The 18,921-nt window shown below is 30.1% G+C and carries 15 protein-coding genes; 11 read left to right on the forward strand and 4 right to left on the reverse strand.

Annotated features, from left to right (window positions below; all coding sequences use genetic code 11):
- Positions 1 to 174: 174 nt before the first annotated feature.
- The 4 genes from CLAU_RS17715 to CLAU_RS17730 all read left to right on the forward strand — a co-directional run bounded on the left by CLAU_RS17715 (position 175) and on the right by CLAU_RS17730 (position 3,907).
- Positions 175 to 648 (forward strand): DUF6323 family protein, encoded by a 474-nt coding sequence (locus tag CLAU_RS17715; RefSeq protein WP_013238180.1) that lies wholly within the window; start codon positions 175 to 177, stop codon positions 646 to 648.
- On the forward strand, positions 648 to 1,958 hold the full coding sequence (locus tag CLAU_RS17720; protein WP_023163284.1) for a DUF6179 domain-containing protein: 1,311 nt from the start codon (positions 648 to 650) through the stop codon (positions 1,956 to 1,958). Before CLAU_RS17715 ends, CLAU_RS17720 begins: the two co-directional genes overlap by 1 nt.
- 25 nt (positions 1,959 to 1,983) lie before the next feature.
- On the forward strand, positions 1,984 to 2,928 hold the full coding sequence (locus CLAU_RS17725) for a helix-turn-helix transcriptional regulator (protein WP_013238182.1): 945 nt from the start codon (positions 1,984 to 1,986) through the stop codon (positions 2,926 to 2,928).
- A 256-nt stretch (positions 2,929 to 3,184) separates the two neighbouring features.
- Complete coding sequence (locus CLAU_RS17730) at positions 3,185 to 3,907, forward strand: effector binding domain-containing protein (RefSeq protein ID WP_013238183.1); 723 nt, start codon at positions 3,185 to 3,187, stop codon at positions 3,905 to 3,907.
- 4 nt (positions 3,908 to 3,911) lie between these two features.
- Here the strand turns inward: CLAU_RS17730 and CLAU_RS17735 are convergent, their stop codons facing one another.
- The 4 genes from CLAU_RS17735 to CLAU_RS17750 all read right to left on the reverse strand — a co-directional run bounded on the left by CLAU_RS17735 (position 3,912) and on the right by CLAU_RS17750 (position 10,395).
- Entirely contained in the window at positions 3,912 to 5,285 is a 1,374-nt protein-coding gene (locus tag CLAU_RS17735; RefSeq protein ID WP_013238184.1) for an MATE family efflux transporter, read from the reverse strand.
- A 182-nt stretch (positions 5,286 to 5,467) separates the two neighbouring features.
- Positions 5,468 to 7,534: a helix-turn-helix domain-containing protein gene (locus CLAU_RS17740; protein WP_013238185.1), complete on the reverse strand. Its 2,067-nt coding sequence runs from the start codon at positions 7,532 to 7,534 to the stop codon at positions 5,468 to 5,470.
- A 412-nt stretch (positions 7,535 to 7,946) separates the two neighbouring features.
- A complete protein-coding gene (locus CLAU_RS17745) occupies positions 7,947 to 9,620 on the reverse strand; it encodes a PucR family transcriptional regulator (protein WP_013238186.1) in 1,674 nt (557 codons plus the stop codon).
- A 241-nt stretch (positions 9,621 to 9,861) separates the two neighbouring features.
- A complete protein-coding gene (locus tag CLAU_RS17750) occupies positions 9,862 to 10,395 on the reverse strand; it encodes a nitroreductase family protein (RefSeq protein WP_023163285.1) in 534 nt (177 codons plus the stop codon).
- Between the two features lie 263 nt (positions 10,396 to 10,658).
- Between CLAU_RS17750 and allE the strand changes: the two genes are divergently transcribed.
- The 7 genes from allE to allB all read left to right on the forward strand — a co-directional run bounded on the left by allE (position 10,659) and on the right by allB (position 18,906).
- Positions 10,659 to 11,426, forward strand: a complete 768-nt coding sequence (allE, locus tag CLAU_RS17755) for a (S)-ureidoglycine aminohydrolase (protein WP_013238188.1) — start codon at positions 10,659 to 10,661, stop codon at positions 11,424 to 11,426.
- Between the two features lie 20 nt (positions 11,427 to 11,446).
- Entirely contained in the window at positions 11,447 to 12,685 is a 1,239-nt protein-coding gene (locus CLAU_RS17760) for a M20 family metallo-hydrolase (protein ID WP_023163286.1), read from the forward strand.
- Between the two features lie 44 nt (positions 12,686 to 12,729).
- Positions 12,730 to 13,743 carry an aspartate/ornithine carbamoyltransferase family protein gene (locus tag CLAU_RS17765; RefSeq protein ID WP_023163287.1) on the forward strand — a complete coding sequence of 338 codons (1,014 nt, stop codon included), beginning with the start codon at positions 12,730 to 12,732 and terminating at the stop codon, positions 13,741 to 13,743.
- A gap of 18 nt (positions 13,744 to 13,761) precedes the next feature.
- The gene (gene arcC / locus CLAU_RS17770) at positions 13,762 to 14,700 is read left to right on the forward strand and encodes a carbamate kinase (RefSeq protein WP_023163288.1); all 939 of its coding nucleotides are present in this window, start codon (positions 13,762 to 13,764) and stop codon (positions 14,698 to 14,700) included.
- 66 nt (positions 14,701 to 14,766) lie between these two features.
- Positions 14,767 to 15,762, forward strand: coding sequence for a ketol-acid reductoisomerase (ilvC, locus tag CLAU_RS17775; protein WP_013238192.1), 996 nt, complete (start codon positions 14,767 to 14,769; stop codon positions 15,760 to 15,762).
- Between the two features lie 196 nt (positions 15,763 to 15,958).
- Positions 15,959 to 17,428 carry an NCS1 family nucleobase:cation symporter-1 gene (locus tag CLAU_RS17780; protein ID WP_023163289.1) on the forward strand — a complete coding sequence of 490 codons (1,470 nt, stop codon included), beginning with the start codon at positions 15,959 to 15,961 and terminating at the stop codon, positions 17,426 to 17,428.
- A 110-nt stretch (positions 17,429 to 17,538) separates the two neighbouring features.
- On the forward strand, positions 17,539 to 18,906 hold the full coding sequence (gene allB, locus CLAU_RS17785; protein WP_023163290.1) for an allantoinase AllB: 1,368 nt from the start codon (positions 17,539 to 17,541) through the stop codon (positions 18,904 to 18,906).
- The last annotated feature ends 15 nt before the right edge of the window (positions 18,907 to 18,921 follow it).

An 18,921-nucleotide genomic window follows, 5' to 3' on the forward strand; every position in this document is an offset into this window, starting at 1 on the left:
TGAATTTTATCGATTTCACATTATAAAAAATAGTAAATTACACATTATCTATTTAATTATAATAAGAGATGTGTTATAATAACCATTGCATAAACATACAACTACTCAATAATACTATATCATAAAATGAATTTTGTGTCAAGTACTTTATTTTCATTTTTAGGAGGAAAAACGATGAATTTACCTGAAATATTTAATTCACTCAGCAAGTTACAGGAATCAAACAGTATAAATGAAATTTCTAAATTAAATGATGACCTTAAAATCCATGATCTTGCTCTTAGCGTCAAAGATGCAAAAGATATAATAAGGACCAGAAACAATGCATTAAAAGCTCAGGGTAGGATTGAGCTAAATTTAGATGTGATGAAATCTATTATAAAGGAGCTTGGAAAATCTTCTTATGTAAATCAGGACAATTTAGTTGAAACAATTAGTGATATGTATGAAGTATTTCATTATGTGAAAAATTCTACATCAGATTTTTTATGTGATGATGAAATATTAAAAACTATAATGTTTTTTTACAATACAGTTTATGGTGGTTCGATGGAACTTATAAAAGGCAAAGGTATTTCTAAAATTGTAGATAATTTTAGAAATGGTAAAGATGTTAATAATATAAAAGAAGAGGAGGACAATAAATAGTGAAAGAATTTATTAAAAATAGAAACACAGATGCACTATATATTCTTCAAAATCTAATAGTAAGATACACAAAAGGTAAAAGCAGTTCCATAAAAGAGGATACAGCAGTTCGTATTTTGAATTCAATTTACTATGCAATAAATGCCTACATTAAAAGTTCCACAAATTCTAGTAAAGGATTTTCTTTGATGGTTCAAGATGATATAGTTAAAACGTATGAAGGTGGCATTGAAATTCTTAAAAAATCTGTGTTAGAGTGCAAAGAACTTTATGGAGAAGTAAAAGAAAACAAGCTTCATATTCCAAATGAAGTATATAATTATATGATAGATACAGTATTACCTTATTTCTTTGAAAGCTATGATATAATTTTTGCAGCACAGGATATAACATGTACTATGGATTATCCCCTTGTATTTGATAATATGAATATAAAAGGCATTTATTATATAAAACAATACCTTGAAAAATTGAAGATTGAAACTGAATTTTGTAACTTTTTTACACAGGCAGCTATTAGAAAATTACTTAGAGATTATGGTAAAAAGTATAAAATAAATATTATAAAAGCTCCAATAAATGTCTTTGAAATACTCATTGATCAGTCTGCTTTTCTAGTTTTATCAGAAAGCAGTGAAGAAAAACTTACAATATCAATGGGTGAGTTTAAAAGAATAAGTGAAAGGTTTTTAGGAAAAAGCAAAGAGGAGATATGTTTAATTGTAAACAGAACTTTTAGTAAAATTATTTCCAAGTTTAATATAAAAAACTTGAAACTTATAGGCTATATAAAAAAGTATGAGAATTCATTTAAAACTAGGTTTTTGATTGCCTGCAGCAGCGGGAATCTTTATAATATGGTTGTTATAGATAAAGAAGATAATGAACAAAATTATGTTGCCTTTGAAAAAGGCAGGAAAATGGATGATTATGCATTTAGTTGTGTTGTGGATGAGGTTACAAAATGCGAAAGTGTTAAAGACAAGCTTGAAATTATAAATGAAAATGTACATTCTCTTGAAGATTACATGGACATTTTGAATTTGGAATGTTTATTTGGCGATGAATATAAAGAGGCATTTCAGTTACTTGATGACATGTCCCTTGCTGTACTTGGTAAAAATGTATTTTATGATGACTTAAGGTGTAATTCTTTTAAACTCACGGATGAGAAGCTGCTTGTTTATAAAGGTACTTTAGAATATGAATGGCAGAATTATTACATCGAATTTTTACTAGAACTAAAAGAAAAAAGAATAAGAGACATAGAAAAGATAATTATGGATATTGATTTAGGAGAGGAACTGTAATTAAAATATATGGAGGATTTTAGTTTTGAAAATAAATAGGCTTATTGCAATTGTTGTCATGCTTTTAAATAGAAAGAAAATATCTGCAGCAGAATTGGCTGAAAAATTTGAGGTATCTGTAAGAACTATTTATAGAGACATTGAAGCAATTAACATGTCAGGGATTCCCATAGCATCTCAGTCCGGAAATAATGGAGGTTTTTACATTGTGGACAATTATAAAATCAACCATCAGTTTTTAACGTTGGATGACATGATTTCCATAGTAGAAGCTTTGAGAAACATAAATGAAGTTTTAAATGATAAAAATGTGGATTTAGCCATTGAAAAAGTAAAAAATATAGTGCCAGATGAAAAGAAGAGTGATTTCAATTTGCATTTTAAACAAATATTTATAGATACTTTGCCCTGGGGCTTTAAAAAATCTAGTGAAGAAAATGAGAAGTATAATATGATATATGAGGCTTTAGAGAACAAGAAGTGCATGTCTTTTAACTATAGAAATGCAAAAAGTGAATATATTTCGAGAAAGGTGGAACCCATAACCCTTGTTTTTAAAGGTTTTGGGTGGTATTTATTTTCTTTTTGCAATTTAAGGCAGGATTACAGGATATTTAAACTTTCTAGAATGGATACTTTGAGTATTTTAAATGAAGATATTCATAAAGGTAGAATTTCTTATGAAAAATATTTAAGCATGAATAAAGTTGAAAAGCTGCCTACAAAACTTACTCTTAAATTTTCAGAAAAAGTTAGATATAGGGTAGAAGATTCTTTTGATAAGGATGAAATGACCTTTCAAGAAGATGGAAGCATCATAGTAAATATTAAATTTTTGGAGGATGAATGGATTTATTCCATGATACTTGGCTATGGGGAATATGTAGAGGTAATAAAACCTCTTCATGTAAGAGAGATTATAAAAAATAGATGCAAAAAAATGAATGATATTTACGAAAAACAAAATTAAACCTGACATAATGCTGTCAAAGCTTCCCTGTATAATAAAAATATAAACAGAGTTCTTGGTTTCAGGTGGAGTTTTTTCTCCACCTGAAACTTAGAAATCGTTATCCAGGGGCGTAGCAGCCGTTATACCCCATTTTATAAGAAAAGCAGATATCCTAAATCTTTGATTTGGTGATAGTCGATTTCATAGAGTGCGATGGGGGTATTACGGCTGGTAGCCATCGGATAAATTAACCCATAGGGAAGGAGAATATTATATGAAACAAAAATACTGTCAAAGTTGTGGAATGCCAATGAGTGAGGAACTTTATGGTACTGAAAAGAATAATAAAAAAAATCAGGAATATTGTATTTACTGTTATGAAAATGGAGATTTTAAACAGCCAGATTTAACTATGGAACAGATGATTGAGGCTTCTGTACCTTTTATGGTTCAAAAGGGAATGAAGGAAAGTGAAGCAAGGGGTCTTATGGCAAACTGTCTTCCAAATTTGAAAAGGTGGAGAAAGAGCAAAATAACCTGTAAAACAGTTAAAAAGGATCAAATTATATTGGTTGGAAAAGAAATAAGGACTACTAATGAAGGTGGCAAATGCAAGGCTGCAATTGAAAAACTCTGGAAAGAATTCAGTGAGCAAAAGCTTGAGGATAAAATACCCAATAAGTTGAAGAACGGTGAAGTTTTAGGATTATATAGTGAGTATGAAAATAAAGAATTTGGGCATTATTCTTATATGGTTGGACTTCAAGTAAAAGATATAGGTAACATACCTGATGGTATGACATATAAAGTAATTCCGGCATCTAAATATTATGTGGTAACAGTAAAGGGAAAAATGCCGGAAAGCATTGGAGAAGCCTGGGGATATATATGGAATGCTGATATTGAAAGAACATATACAGGAGATTTTGAGATTTATGATGAGAGATATGATGGGAGTGAAAATTCCGAAGTGGATATATATGTGGCTGTAAAGTAATCCATTAAAATTTTTCACTCACTCCAACTTGATTAAAATCTTCCTTTAATGCTTTATTTAAAAAGTAAAAAGAGGTTAAAACAGCGGATGCATCAGTTATAGGGTAGGCAGCCCAGGCACCTTTTATACCAAAAAGTTGAACAAGTAGTATGGCTAAAGGGATAAACACTATGATTTCTCTATATATTGAAAGTAAGAAACTTTTTTTAGCTTCACCAATTGCCTGATAATAGTTTATTACTACATAATATATTCCTGTTAAGGGAATTAGACATATGCATAGTCTGAATGCTTTAACTGTTTTATTTAAAAGGGTAGTATCGTTTAAGAAAAAGCCTATGATATAATTTGGAAATAGCATAAAGATTGACCAAAGTGCAAAAGAGGTTATTAGAACTACTTTAATTGAAGTATTTAAAACCTTTTTAACTTTATCATAGTTTTCAGCACCAAAATTATAAGCCACTATAGGCTGCATTGCAGAACTTATGCCTATTATGGTTACAAATAGAAACATAGAAATTTTAGTTATTACTCCTACCATGACAATGGCAGATTCTCCGCCCTCAGTATAAAGAAGGTTGTTTAGAACTACAGTAACTAAGGCATCCTCAATTTCTATTATAAAGGTGGAGAATCCAACGGTAATTATGCCCCATATAATTTCTTTTGTAACTGAATTGTGAATGGAATGCATTGAAAATTCCATATGAAATTCCCTTATGATATTTTTAAACTTGTAAAATGCAAAGGTAAAGGCAGTTATTTGAGACAATACAGTAGCTATAGCAGCACCTTCTATTTTAAAGTGTAATTTAACTATTAATATATAGTTGATTAAAATATTTAAAGTAACACCTATTAAATTAGTATATAGAAGAGCTTTTGTCTTTTTTAGAGAAATCATAATATAACAGGCCACTACTGATAAGGACTGGAAAATGCCTCCTAAAAGTAGTATAGACACATATTTGTTAACTAGAGGATAAGTTAGATTGTCTGCACCTAATACATAAAAAATTGGCCTTCTAAATATAAAAATAATTAATGAAACTATTGTAAGTGATATTAGAACCAAACTAAAAGAAGTAAATACTATTTTTTTAAATTCTGAATAATTCTTTTCGCCTAAACTTCTAGCGGCATAAGTGGAAGCTCCTACAGCTATCAAAAGCCCAAGGGCTACTAATAATTTTTGAATTGGGAATGCTATAGTAATAGCTGCTAGTGTAGTAACTCCTATGTAGTGTCCTACATACACCGTGTCTACAATATTGTAAAGCTCAGATACCAAAAGTGCGAACACAGAAGGTATGGCAAATTTTAAAAGTAATTTTCTTATTTTACCTTGTTTAAGAGTATTATTTTCAATTTCCATAAATTTCACCTCAATAAGTTAAGCTATTAAAAAGTAGGCTTAACTTTTTCTATAGTTAAATTATAATGCTTTTTGGCAAAATTTACATTCACTTAAAGGTTCATAAAAAGGTACTATGTCGTTATAGCGTGAAAATAGTCACATTATTGAAATAGCATAATAGCACCTGTTTTAATATATTATTAGACCTCTTTTATTAGAATTAATAGAGCACCATAACCTTTGAGTTTAGCTCGTATATTAAATACAGTACTTTTTTTAAAACTTTTAAAATGTATATTTGGAAAAGAAGCTTTGTGAAGAATCTGTTTTTCTTCTTTGCCTAGTCTTTTGGGTTTTCCCATATCAACCCAGTAATTGTATGAGGAACCGGATTTTTCATTCATTTCATAAGTAGTTATTTTTATAGATGAAGGTATATTTACTATATTTATTGAAAGTTTTTGTACAGCAGCGTTTTTCACAGCTCTAAGTTTTGAAAAATTCTCAAAAGGAATCAGTTTATTTATATTGTCATGGTGGTTGTAGAGTAAGATTTGATACTCATTATTAGATTTTGTAACTATATACCCTTTGTCTTTAGCAACTAAAGTGTCTCCAAGTTTATTCAACAAGTAATAGGCATAATAAGAAGGCTTTTTTATTCCCTTGTTATTTATAAGTCCTGGGTATCCAAAAAACACTTCATTAGTCAAGTTAATTTGTTTATCTAACACATCAAAGGCTCTTAAAAAGTTTAAAGAATTTGTATTGTTTATTACACTATGTATAATATAGGGCAGCATATATGTGGTATCGTAGATAAAATCTATGCTGTCTTTTGTATAAAATGCATCTTTAATTATTTCAAGTTTATATTTTGTAGATAAAAGTTCTGTTACTTTATTTATAACAGCAGGCTCTAGAGTAGAGTCAAATTGAAATTTAAAGGAATCTAAGTTTAAACTATCTAAGTCATTAAAATAATTTAAGAAAGATTTTATAGCTAATAGAAAGCTTGAAGTAGAGAAGCCAGTATCATTTAAGACTATAATAGGTTTTATATTAAGTGTATCTAAAAATTCAAGTACATCCCGAGCTCTATTCCAATTATAGAACTTAGACTCTGGAAATATACACATATCTTCGCTGAAAATATTTAAAAGTCTGGCATAGATAAAGCCTATTTCTTCCTGAAGAACTCCTAATATATCTTTGTTATCTTCCAGGAGAAGTTCAAAGGCATTTCCTACATTTAATATATCTTTAAAATTTTTGCTGAACTTTCCAAGGTCATCTCCCATATTTATATTTATCTTTGTTATTTTATCTTCATAATTGAACCTGTCATAGTCCTCCAAATAATGATTTATATACTGAAGGCTTTCTTCTAGATTAAAAAATTCAATGATTTTTTGTTTTTCAAAAGTCTCATCATTTATTTTGAATTTTTTTCTATATTGAAGGGGAGTGTAGTTATATTGAATTTTAAAATGTTTGTTAAAGTACCTGGTATGCGAAAATCCTACTTCTTCTGAAATTTCAGATATAGTTTTATCTGTATCTAAAAGAAGTTTTAGGGCCTCTTCAACTCTATTTGAATTCAATAAATCTGTAAAACTGTATCCTGTGACATCCTTTATACCGTGGGACAAGTAGTCAGTACTTAAGAATTCTTTTTTTGCAATATCCTGCAGTGTTATGTTATCGTTATAATTATTAAATATGTATTTGGAAATTCTGTGATACCTTTCAAGCTGTTCTTCTTTTTCCTTTAAATCTTCATTTTCATACATTAAATAATGAAAATTGTTTATGAGATGATAGAGAAGGTCTATAAGGATAGTTTCGATTTCTTCATCGTAGTTATCTTGTTTTTGAATTAACTCACAAGCTATTTTAGCTAAAAAGGTTCTTAAAATATCATATTCTTCACTTTCTTGAGCCCTGTCATCTGTGGTATTGGTAAAGAAAAACATGTTTTCAATATCACTGTAGTATTTTTCAAAAAAATAAGGATCTATATGAAATACTAAGACTCTATTATCTGCATCACTGCTTACAATACTGTGGGTTTCATCTATGTTTACTATTTCTATGTCTTTTTCTATGAGTTCATATTTGTCAGATTCTATGGTGATATAAAGAGTGCCCTTTAGGACATAAAGTATTTCTATTGAATTATGCCAGTGGAGAGGATAATTCATTATATTTGTTAAATTTATAGAAACAGGTATATTTGAAGGATAATTTATATATTTTCTCCTCATATATATTGAACTCCTTTCTTCTTTAGGGAAAAGAAGGGCCAAGCCCTAGCAATACTTTTTAAAATTATAACCAGTATAATATATGAAAAAAGTTTTTTCAAGCAAGTGGGAATTTGTTTGTTAAAAAGTATGATTGATTTGTGATAATGTCTTAGTATACCATTTGCAATTATGTCCCCAATAAATAAAAAATAGTGCTAAAATATACTTCATAACAACATATAAATAAAGTGAATATAATTAGAAAGGTACAATTAAATATGAGGTTATTAAGAAGTTAGTAGAAACAAATGGAAATAAGAAAAGCTGCCGCATTATTGTTGCCAATTAAAGCTACAATTCCGTTATCTTTTTGTGTTGAATCCCAAACACTTCAAGTATTTTACAGATATGTTTAGTAGTATGTTTTGTATCATTTTACAGGAATATTGTTATAACTTAGTACTTTAATTAATTCCAGACCGATTTCCAGTTCTAGACGGTTATAATAATTTTCTAAATCAATGTTGCAAATTTTGTTTATTTTTTCCAATCTATACAAAATGGTTTTATAATGTACAAATAGAACATGGGCAGCTTTTGAGGCATTACCATTGTTTTCAAGATAAATCCTTAGTGTTTCAAGTAATTGGGTATTATATTTTTCATCATGTTTTTTAAGATTAATTAATTCTTTAGGTATAATTTCTAGTAAGGAATCTCTATCATCTACTTTACTTACTAATCTTAAAACTCCTAAGTCCTTGAAACTAATAATAGCATTTTTAGAATAGATGGTGGAACCAAGCGCAATAGCATCTTTTGCTTCTCTATAGCTCTTATATATTAGTTTAAGATTATCTACTGGTTTTCCTATACCGGAGACTACTTTAATATCTTCATATTCTTCAATAATTTTTTTCTGAATGCTATTAAAAATATCCTTTATAGAAGCAAGAGTAATTTCAACATCTTGCTCATCCATTGACCATAAAGTAATTACTGTATTACTTAACTTACCAATTATGCAGTGGTGGTTTTTATGCTGAATTTTTCTTGAGGCCAATTTGAAAATTTTATCATAAATATCTTCATGTTTTAGATTTGGATTTTTTAATTTTGTTTTTGAAGAGCTAATAATGTCTAATAGTATTACTGAGTATTTTCCTTTAATATTTAAACCAATAAGACTGGATCTTTCTAAAAGCATTTTTTCATCAGTAACTTTATTATTTATAAGATCATAAATTAAATCATTTATAAATCTTTCTTCAATGGTTTTCATTGCAATGTGCTTTTTCATTTCAATTAGAGTAGCAGTAGTCGCAACTTCCAGAGTAAAATAATCAGTATCCTTTAGTTTTTTATTGATTTCAAAAATACAAATATAAGCTTTTACATTATTTTGAACAGTTATAGGAAAGAAAATTTCAGATATTTCCTTATTTGAACTGTTATTAGATATTTGGACAGCTTGTGCAAAGTAGTACAAATTATGAAAATCATTTCTGATAGCTGAACTTTTAATTTTAAAGTATTTATCCAAATATTTATCTGTTGAGGCAATACATTTGTTATCTATGTCAAATACGGCAACTGGATTACCTATGGATTTTTTAAAATAATCTAATATTGCCTGAAGACCTAATTCTTTTAAAGATATATAAGAGAATGCATCATAAATTTTTTTGATTCTATTTAATTCATTTAGATAACTTTGGTTAATTTGCAGTAAAAGTAGATTAATAATTTTGGAAACCGGCTCATTTGTTACTATGTATATTATTGATATTTTAAGTCCTTTTTCATATTGAACAAATATATTAGAAATGTTTTTATTAATAATGTTATCTTCCTTATTGCTAAATAAAATTAAAGTAATATTTTTATTTGAAAGCTTAGTTAATGTTTTGATAATATTATCTTTGGTCAAATCAAAAGTTTTTAAATTAAGAATATATAAAGAATTTGGCTGAATATCATCATTGTTGTCACAGTCATCAGTAAAAACTGTAGAAAGAAAATTATCATCATAAGGATATTCTTTTAGAATGTAATATTCGCAAATAACTTTATTTTTAAGAAATTCGATTAAAATGTTTAACAATTGGAACACCTCTATATAAATCATTATCGTATACAAAAAGAATATATTATTGTATACGATAATAATTTATAATATTCCTCTATTTTTGCTTAAAAGAATTATTTACTTTAAATAATTCAAGAAGGGGCTGTCGCACTAAAAATAAATTCTACAACATATTGTGTTAGCAAGTGACTTGCAAAACAATGTGTTGTAATGTAAATTCCTTAGTGCGACAGTCCCTTGATAATAATTCATACTGCTACTTTAAGTATTTATTTAAATAACTATTCAAATATACTTTATTGTAATTTAAGTTTTCTTCTGTCAAAGGATCTTTTTGCTCACCTGGGAAGCCTACAGAGATTACTGCTAGAATGTTTATGTTTTCAGGAACATTAAACAAGTTTCTAATGTATTCTTCTGAGGATGTATTTTCATTATAATTTCTATTTCTTACTTGAATCCAACAAGAACCTAGGTCTATTTCTTGAGATAACAAATGGATATTACTTGCTGCAATTGAAGCATCTTCTATCCATACATCACTTAGCAAGGAATTACCCATAACGATAATTCCAAGATCAGCATTTTTTAAAAATGAGGCACCTAGTTTGAAATTAGAAAGTTTACTTAATAAGTTTTTATCTTTAACAATAATAAATTCACAAGATTTAGAATTTTTAGATGTTGGTGAGAATAATGCAGCTTGTATTAAGTTTAATATTTTTTCATCGCAAACTTTTTCATTTGTGTATTTTCTTATACTTCTTCTCTTTTTTAATAGTTCGAGCATCTTTATATCCTCCTTTTAATAAATTGTTTCTTAATATAAATAGTAACATAAAATCGATTAAAAAATGTATCTATTATGGATAAAACGTTTAATGTTGTTTATCCATAACAAGTGATATAAGAGAAAATTTATAGAAGTTTATTATCCAAAATAGATAATTGCCATTTCCTTATTTTAGAATATATAGTAATTTATTTTACAAAATTTATAAAATATAATAAAAATATAGAAAATAATTTAAAAAATTTAGGAGGGGTTATAAAATGAGTTATCCAAAAGATCATCTTGTATCAAGAGCTGTAATTAAATTAGGGGAGTATGCTGTTTTACCACCAGAAGGAAGGGTAATTAATGTTATACCAAATTTTGAAGGATTTAAAATGACAATACTTGCTTCACCAAAAATGGGAACAAGTTTTGTACAGTATATAGGTGAAGTAGCACCAGATGCAAAAACTACTAAAACATTTGGAGGAGATGGTATTGAAACTTTTGTATTCTTCTTGGATGGAGAAGGAGAGCTTAAAGTAAAAGTTGGAGGCGAAGAAAAGAAATTAAAACAGGGAGGATATGCTTTTGCACCTGCAGATTTAGGGATGAACATAAAAAATGAATCTAAAGGAACAATGAGGATATTGCTTTATAAACAAAGATATATTCCTCTTGAAGGAAAATCAGCTAGGGCAGTATTTGGCAATGTCAATGATATAGAAGAAAGAATTTATGATGAAATGGAAAACGTATTTATAAAGGATTTACTTCCAGTTGAATTAGGATTTGACATGAATATGCATATTTTAAGTTTTGAACCAGATGGCTGTCATCCTTTTGTAGAAACACATGTACAGGAGCATGGAGCATATCTAATGCAGGGACAAGGAATATACTTACTTGGAGATGAATGGGTACAAGTTAAGAAAGAAGATTTCATATGGTTTGGGCCTTTCATGAAACAAGCAGTGTATACTACAGGAAGAGAAAGACTAACTTATATTTATTCTAAGGATTGTAATAGAGACGTAATTTTATAAAATGTTAGGAAATGATGAGTATGGAGACTTCATTAGCAAGAATAAAAAAGGATATAGGAACAATTCAAAAGTTCACCAGTACTCCTGGACAAGGATGTACACGATTTTCATATAGTATTGAGGATAAAAAAGCAAAAAATTATTTAATAGACGAAATGATTTCACTTGGTATGGATGTAAAAATAGATGGAGTTGGAAATTTAAGAGGCACATATAAGGGCCAGTGTGAAAATCTACCAATTATTTTGGTAGGTTCTCATATGGATACAGTGAAACATGGAGGAAGTTTTGATGGTATAACTGGAGTAATTGCAGCCCTCGAAGTTATTAGAGTATTAAAAGAAAATAACATAAATACAAAGCATACAATAGGATTAATTGGTTTTGCTGAGGAAGAAGGTTCTAATTTTGGAGCTACTACTTTGGGGAGTAAAGTGATAACTGGTAAAATTGCTTCATCTGAATTAAAAAATATAAAAAATTTTGAAGGAAAAAGTTATTATGAAGTTTTAGAAGAAAGTGGTCTTAATCCTGAAAATATTGATAATGAAAGATTAGACAAGAAGGACATTCTTGGTATGTTAGAACTTCATATAGAACAGAGCATAGTTCTAGATAAAAATAATTTGTCTATAGGTATTGTGAAGGGGATAGCTGGGACTAGAACTTATGGTGTGGAGATTATAGGAGAATCAAATCATGCTGGTGCAACGCCTATGAATATGAGAAAAGATGCTTTGATAGCAGCTTCAGAAATAATTTCACATGTAAACGATATAGTGAAAGAAAATGGGTTATCTACAACAGTTGCTACAGTAGGTAAAATAGAATGTCACCCTAATGTATCAAATGTTATAGCTGAAAAAGTAGGCTTTACAATTGATATAAGAGACTTAGATGACTATGCTATGGATAGAGTGCTTAAAGAAGTAATAAATTATTCAAATAGAATTTCAGATAAATATGAAGTTAAATGCAATATTAGGCAAATAACTTCGTTTAAAGGCACTAGAACTTGTGAAAAAATTAACAATATTATTGAGGATATTGTTAAAAGCAGAGGGTATTCCTATTGCAAAATGTTGAGTGGAGCAGTTCACGATTCGGCAGTAATGGCAGAAATTACTGATGTTGGTATGATATTTGTACCAAGTAAGGATGGGAAAAGCCATGTACCTGAAGAATACACTTCATTTGAAGATATAAAAAGGGGAAGTGATGTATTACTAGAAACACTGCTAAAACTAGATAAAATTTAGTTAAAGTTAGAAATGTATAAAATTAAGAAAGGATGAATTTTATTATGCCTATTACTAAAGATTTTAAAACAAATAAGCTTAGTGATTATCTTGAAGCTACTGGACTCAAAGGAAAAAATTTCAAATTTGTTGATGATCTTTCAAAGGAAGGATTATTAAGTTTATTTAAGGCGGCTGAAGTTTTGGAACCGTACTGGAGATCAAAATTAAATATAATGAATGGTAAAGTTTTATGCACAATGTTCTTTCAACCAAGTACTAGAACTAGATTTAGTACTGAAACTGCAATGATTAGATTAGGAGGTTCAGTTATAACTGAATCAGATCCAAGTCATAATTCTTCTGTAGCTAAAGATGAATCATTATGGGATACACTTAGAGTAGTTTCTCAATATGCAAACATAATTGGTTTAAGACATCCTGATGATAAGCAAGTATTTGAAGCACTTCCAGCAGCTGAAGTTCCAGTAATTTCTTGCGGCTGGGGAAATATAACTCATCCAACTCAAGGACTTCTTGATATGTATACAGTTTACAGAGCTTTTGGAAGATTTGAAGGATTAAGAGTAATGGTAACATCACCAGATCTAACAAGAGCAAGAAGTGGGCATTCTTTTGCTTTAGGTTTGGCCAGAATGGGAGCTGAGATAGTATATTCAGGACCAAAGAATTTGAAAACTCCAGATCTTATAAAAGGTAAATTAAATGATATGGGTGCAAAATATGAAGAACATTTTGATTTAAACAAGAAAGAGCAGGGTGAATTAATAACAACTTGTGATCTTGTTTATCTTCCAGGCTGCAGCGTTCCTGTAGGACAGGATGCAAGAGATGTATTCATGGAAAAGGCAGCAAACTATTATATTGATCTAGAAACTTTAGAGAAAGCAAAAAAGAAAACTGGAAAAATAATAGGAATAATGCATTCTCTACCAAGATTCAAAGGAGAATTTGATTTTAGAATAGATAATACAGAACATGAGCTATATTTTAAGCAGATAAGCTTTAGTGTAGCAATAAGAATGGCACTTATTGCATCTATGATAGGTATTTCATAAAAGGAGTGAACTAAAAGCATGGAAAGCAGAAAAATAGTAGTAGCTTTGGGTGGAAACGCTTTAGGTAATACACCAGAAGAACAAAAGCGATTAGTAAAAAGTACTGTAAAACCAATTGTTGATTTAATTCAGAGGGGAGATAAAGTTATAATAGCTCATGGTAATGGACCTCAAGTTGGAATGATAAATCTTGCTTTGGAGACTGCATCCAAAACTGGTGCTAAAACTCCCAAAATGCCATTTCCAGAGTGTGGAGCCATGAGCCAGGGGTATATTGGATTTCATCTTCAAAATGCATTAAGGGAAGAATTGTTAAGTAGAAGGATGAATATTCCTGTAGCAACTGTTATAACCCAAGTTATTGTTAACAAGCAAGACCCAGCATTTGATAAGCCATCAAAACCAATAGGTGCGTTTTATAGTAGAGAAGAGGCTTTAGCTATTTCTAAGGAAAAAGGTTATATAATGAAGGAAGATGCAGGAAGAGGATGGAGAAGAGTTGTACCATCTCCAATTCCTATAGATGTAGCAGAAAAAAAAACCATTAAAACTCTTGTTGACAATGGAGAGGTTGTTATAACTGTTGGAGGAGGAGGCATACCTGTTATAGCTAAAGGAAATAGTTTAATAGGAGTCTCTGCAGTTATAGACAAGGATTTTGCTAGTGAAAAAATTGCTGAAATACTTGACGCAAATTTATTAATAATACTTACTTCAGTGGATAAGACAGCAATCAATTATGGAAAGCCAAATCAAGCTAATCTTGATATGTTAACAATTAAAGATGCAGAAAAATATATTGAACAAGGACAATTTGCTCCAGGTTCCATGCTTCCAAAAGTTCAGGCTGCAATTAAGTTTGTAAAATCCAGTAGTAAGAGAAAGGCAATAATTACATCACTAGAACGTGCAGCAGATGCTATTGAAGGTAAAACAGGGACTGTAATTGTTGCATAGGTATTATTATAAATATTAAAAAACTAATAAAAAAAGATTATAAATAATAGTAGGAGGTAAAAAAGTATGAGTAGTATTGAAAAGGTTTATCATGATGAAGATGTTAATATGGATGCACTTAAAGGTAAGGTTGTAGCAATAATGGGATATGGAAGTCAGGGAAGAGGACAATCCAATTGCCTAAGAGACAATGGAGTAAATGTTATAATTGGTGCAGGAAATAAGGATAGATATCCGGATTGGGAAAATGCGGAAAAAGATGGATTTACTGTATATCCTTTTGATGAGGCAGTTAAAAAAGCTGATGTAGTAATGATATTACTTCAAGACCCTGCTCAACCTGCAGTTTATTATGAATCAATTCATCAAAATTTAAGACCAAATCAGACACTTTGCTTTGCACATGGGTTTGCAATATTGTATGGAACAATTGTGCCACCAGAATTTGTAGATGTAGTACTTTTTGTTCCTAATGGACCAGGTCCTGTTGTAAGGCAAAAATTTCTAGATGGTTCAGGAATATATGGTGCAGTTGCTGTAGACCAGGATGTTACTGGACATGCTAAAGAAACAGCTCTTGCGATTGCTAAAGGTGTTGGCAGCACAAGAACTGGTACAGTATATATTTCATTCCAACATGAGACTGAAGGAGATAACTTTGAAGAACAGGTTCTTTATGGTGGAACAATCAATCTTATGAGGGCAGTGTATGAAACTATGGCTAAGAATGGATATCCAAAATCCTTTGCTTATGCAAAGGCTATAAGGTCCATTAGGTCAGTAATTGACGATATAGATCGAGTTGGAATAGAAGAATATTTGTCGAAAAGATGCAGCAGAACTTGTGAATTTGCAGTTAGAACTTCTGGACCCAGAGTTATTAATTATGATGAAATTGAAAAAATATTTAGAGAAACTGAAAAAGGTGAATTTGCAAAAAGATGGTTATTGGAATTCCAATGCGGTATGCCTACTTTAAACAGATTGAGAAGAACTCATAAGAATTCGAATATGGAAGTTGTAGGAAAAGAGTGGAGAGAAAAGTTCAGTAAAGAAGTATAACATAAAAATTAGAAATATGAAAATTAAATGATTGATAAAAAAGTTTTTAAACTTAATTAGCCTATTGTACTAGATATGTATGTAACTATGATGTTGATATATTATTAAGTTCAATAGGCTATTTTGATAAGAAAGTGGGTTGGAAATTTTGTTATATGCTTAAGTGATTTATTTAACAAACTAGGGAGGAATTATAATGGAAAAAGATATAGATGTATTTGATGGAGAATTAGTTAATCCTAATGAAAGACTATATAATGAAGATCTTGCTCCTGCAAAAGAACGTAAGTGGGAAACATATAGTATATTTGCAATGTGGATGTCTGATGTCCATAGTGTTGGTGGATATACCTTTGCAGCAGGTTTATTTTTTATGGGACTGACTGCATGGCAAGTTTTATTAGCTGAAATTATTGGTATATCTATTGTAATGTTTTTTTCCAATCTTACCAGCAGGCTTGGAACTAGGCTTGGAGTCCCATATCCTGTAATAAGCCGTATATCTTTTGGGGTTTGGGGAGGCAATATACCTGCTTTAATTAGAGGCCTAGTTGCAGTATTTTGGTATGGTATACAGACTTACTTAGCATCGGTGTCGGTTGTAGGCATTATATTAATATTTGCTCCGGGTGCTAAATCTTTAATGTCACGATCATTTTTGGGGTTGAATAGTCTTTATTGGATTGGATTCCTAATTATGTGGGCTGTTCAATTGTTAATAATGATATATGGCATGGAAATAGTCAGAAAATTCAATAACTTAGCCGGGCCTTTAGTTTACGTTTTAATGTTTTTCTTGATAATATGGGTTGTAAATACATCGGGTGGACATATTAACTTAAATGTTGGTTTAGCAGGTAAAAGATTATTTGGGTTAAATGCCGTCTATACATTTGTAGTAGCAATTGCATTGGTAGTAGCATATTTTAGTACAATTATGCTTAATGTCTGTGATTTTACTAGATTTTCACCAAATTTTAAAGTGGTTAAAAGAGCTAATTTTTTAGGATTGCCTGTTAATTTTACATTATTCTCCATAGCAAGTGTAATTACGACTGCAGGAAGTATAGTTATATTTGGTTCGGCAATTTATGATCCTATACTATTAGTACAAAAAATTCCCAATAATACAGCTCAACTTATTGGAGCCGTTGGATTTATGATTGCGACTTTAGGAATTAATGTTATAGCAAATTTAGTTTCTCCTGTTTATGATCTTGCAAATTTGTTTCCAAAGCATATTAATTTCAAGCGAGGTGCAATAATTACTGCCATGCTTTCCATAGTAGTACTGCCATGGAAAATATATGCAAATCCAATTGCAGTAAATTACTTTTTAGGCGGTCTGGCTGCATTTCTAGGGCCAATTTTTGCGATAATCATAGTAGATTATTATGTAGTCAAGAAGGAAAAAGTAGATGTACAAATGTTATTTCAATTGAGTGGATCATATTGGTATGATAATGGTTTTAATAAAAAGGCTGTATTGGCATTATTGCTTGGAGTGATAATATCTGTACCTGCAGCTATGGTTCCTGAATTTAAAGTAATAGCTTCATTTTCCTGGTTTATAGGAGTATTTGTAAGCGGACTTTCTTATTGGATATTAATGAAGGATACTGTTGTTACCGATCTTAACGATTACAAAGAGGAACATTCTTTATAGTTGTTTGATTGTAATTTTATAATTAAACGTTTTTATAAAAAAATAAATATTTTGAATGGGGCAGTTCTTTACATTCTTAGTTCTATTTTTAGATTAAGTAGGAGGTAGTAATGAATAAGTATGATCTTATCATAAAAAATGGAAATATTGTATCTGAACATTCTATTAAAAAAGGAGATATTGGAATATTAAACGGTAAAATAGTTGAAGTGAGTCCTAAAATAAATGAGACTGCAACTGCTAATGAAATAATCGATGCAGAAGAACTTTATATTTTACCAGGATTGATTGACGTACATGTTCATCTCAATGAGCCGGGGAGAACTGAGTGGGAAGGTATTTATACTGGTAGTTGTAGTTTGGCAGCAGGTGGAGTTACAACATTTTTTGACATGCCATTAAACAGTGATCCGCCTTTAATTTATCCTGACCAATTTAAAATAAAAGAAGATTTGGCAAAGAAAAAATCTATAATTGACTTTGGCATTTTAGGAGGATTAGTTCCTGAAAATTTAAATTATTTAAAGGATTTAAAGAAATGTGGAGTTATAGGCTTTAAAGGTTTCATGTCAAACAGTGGTATCAAGGAATTTAATTATCTTGATGATAACAGCTTGTTTGAAGGATTGAAGAAAATATCTAATCTACATTCTATAGTAATGCTTCATGCAGAAAGTGAGGTTATAACTAGTCATTTAGCTTCAGAGGCGATAAGTGAAGGAAAAATTGCTGCTGAAGATTATGCTGCTTCAAGACCAATTATTTCAGAAGTTGAGGCTGTAGATAGAGCTATGTGTATGGCAGAAGTGGCAAATTGTAAAATTCATATAGCTCATGTAAGTAATAGTGAAGTAGTTAAAAGAGTTAAACTTGCAAAAAATAGAGGAGTGGATGTTACATTAGAGACTTGTCCACACTATTTATCTTTAACTGTAGATGACATCGTAACACAGGGTGCAATAGCGAAATGTTCTCCTCCACTTAGAAAAAAAGATGATGTGGATCAATTGTGGAAAGCGCTCATAAATGGGGATATTGATATTATATCTTCTGATCACTCACCATCTTCACCCGATTTAAAGGATATGAGTGATGGAAAAAACATATTTAATGTGTGGGGAGGTATCTCTTCAGCTCAAAGTACATTAAATGTTCTGTTAGAGGAAGGATATTGGAAGAGGGGAGTTTCACTGGAATTAATATCTAAATTAACATCTGCTAATCCAGCTAGAAGATTTGGAATTTATCCTAGGAAAGGAACAATTTCAGTTGGAAGTGATGCGGATTTGGCCATTATTGATTTAAATCAATCTTTTATATTGAAAAAAGAAGACTTGCTATACAAACATCCGGTTAGCCCATTTATTGGTAAAAAATTTAGAGGTAAGGTAGTTTACACAGTTACAAAAGGCCATAAAGTATTTGAAAAGGGCAAGATTTTAGATGATGGCTATCGTGGTGAATTGATAATTAATTGATTTTGAGGTGAAATT

The organism is Clostridium autoethanogenum DSM 10061, from assembly GCF_001484725.1.
GTDB classification, from domain to species: domain Bacteria; phylum Bacillota; class Clostridia; order Clostridiales; family Clostridiaceae; genus Clostridium_B; species Clostridium_B ljungdahlii.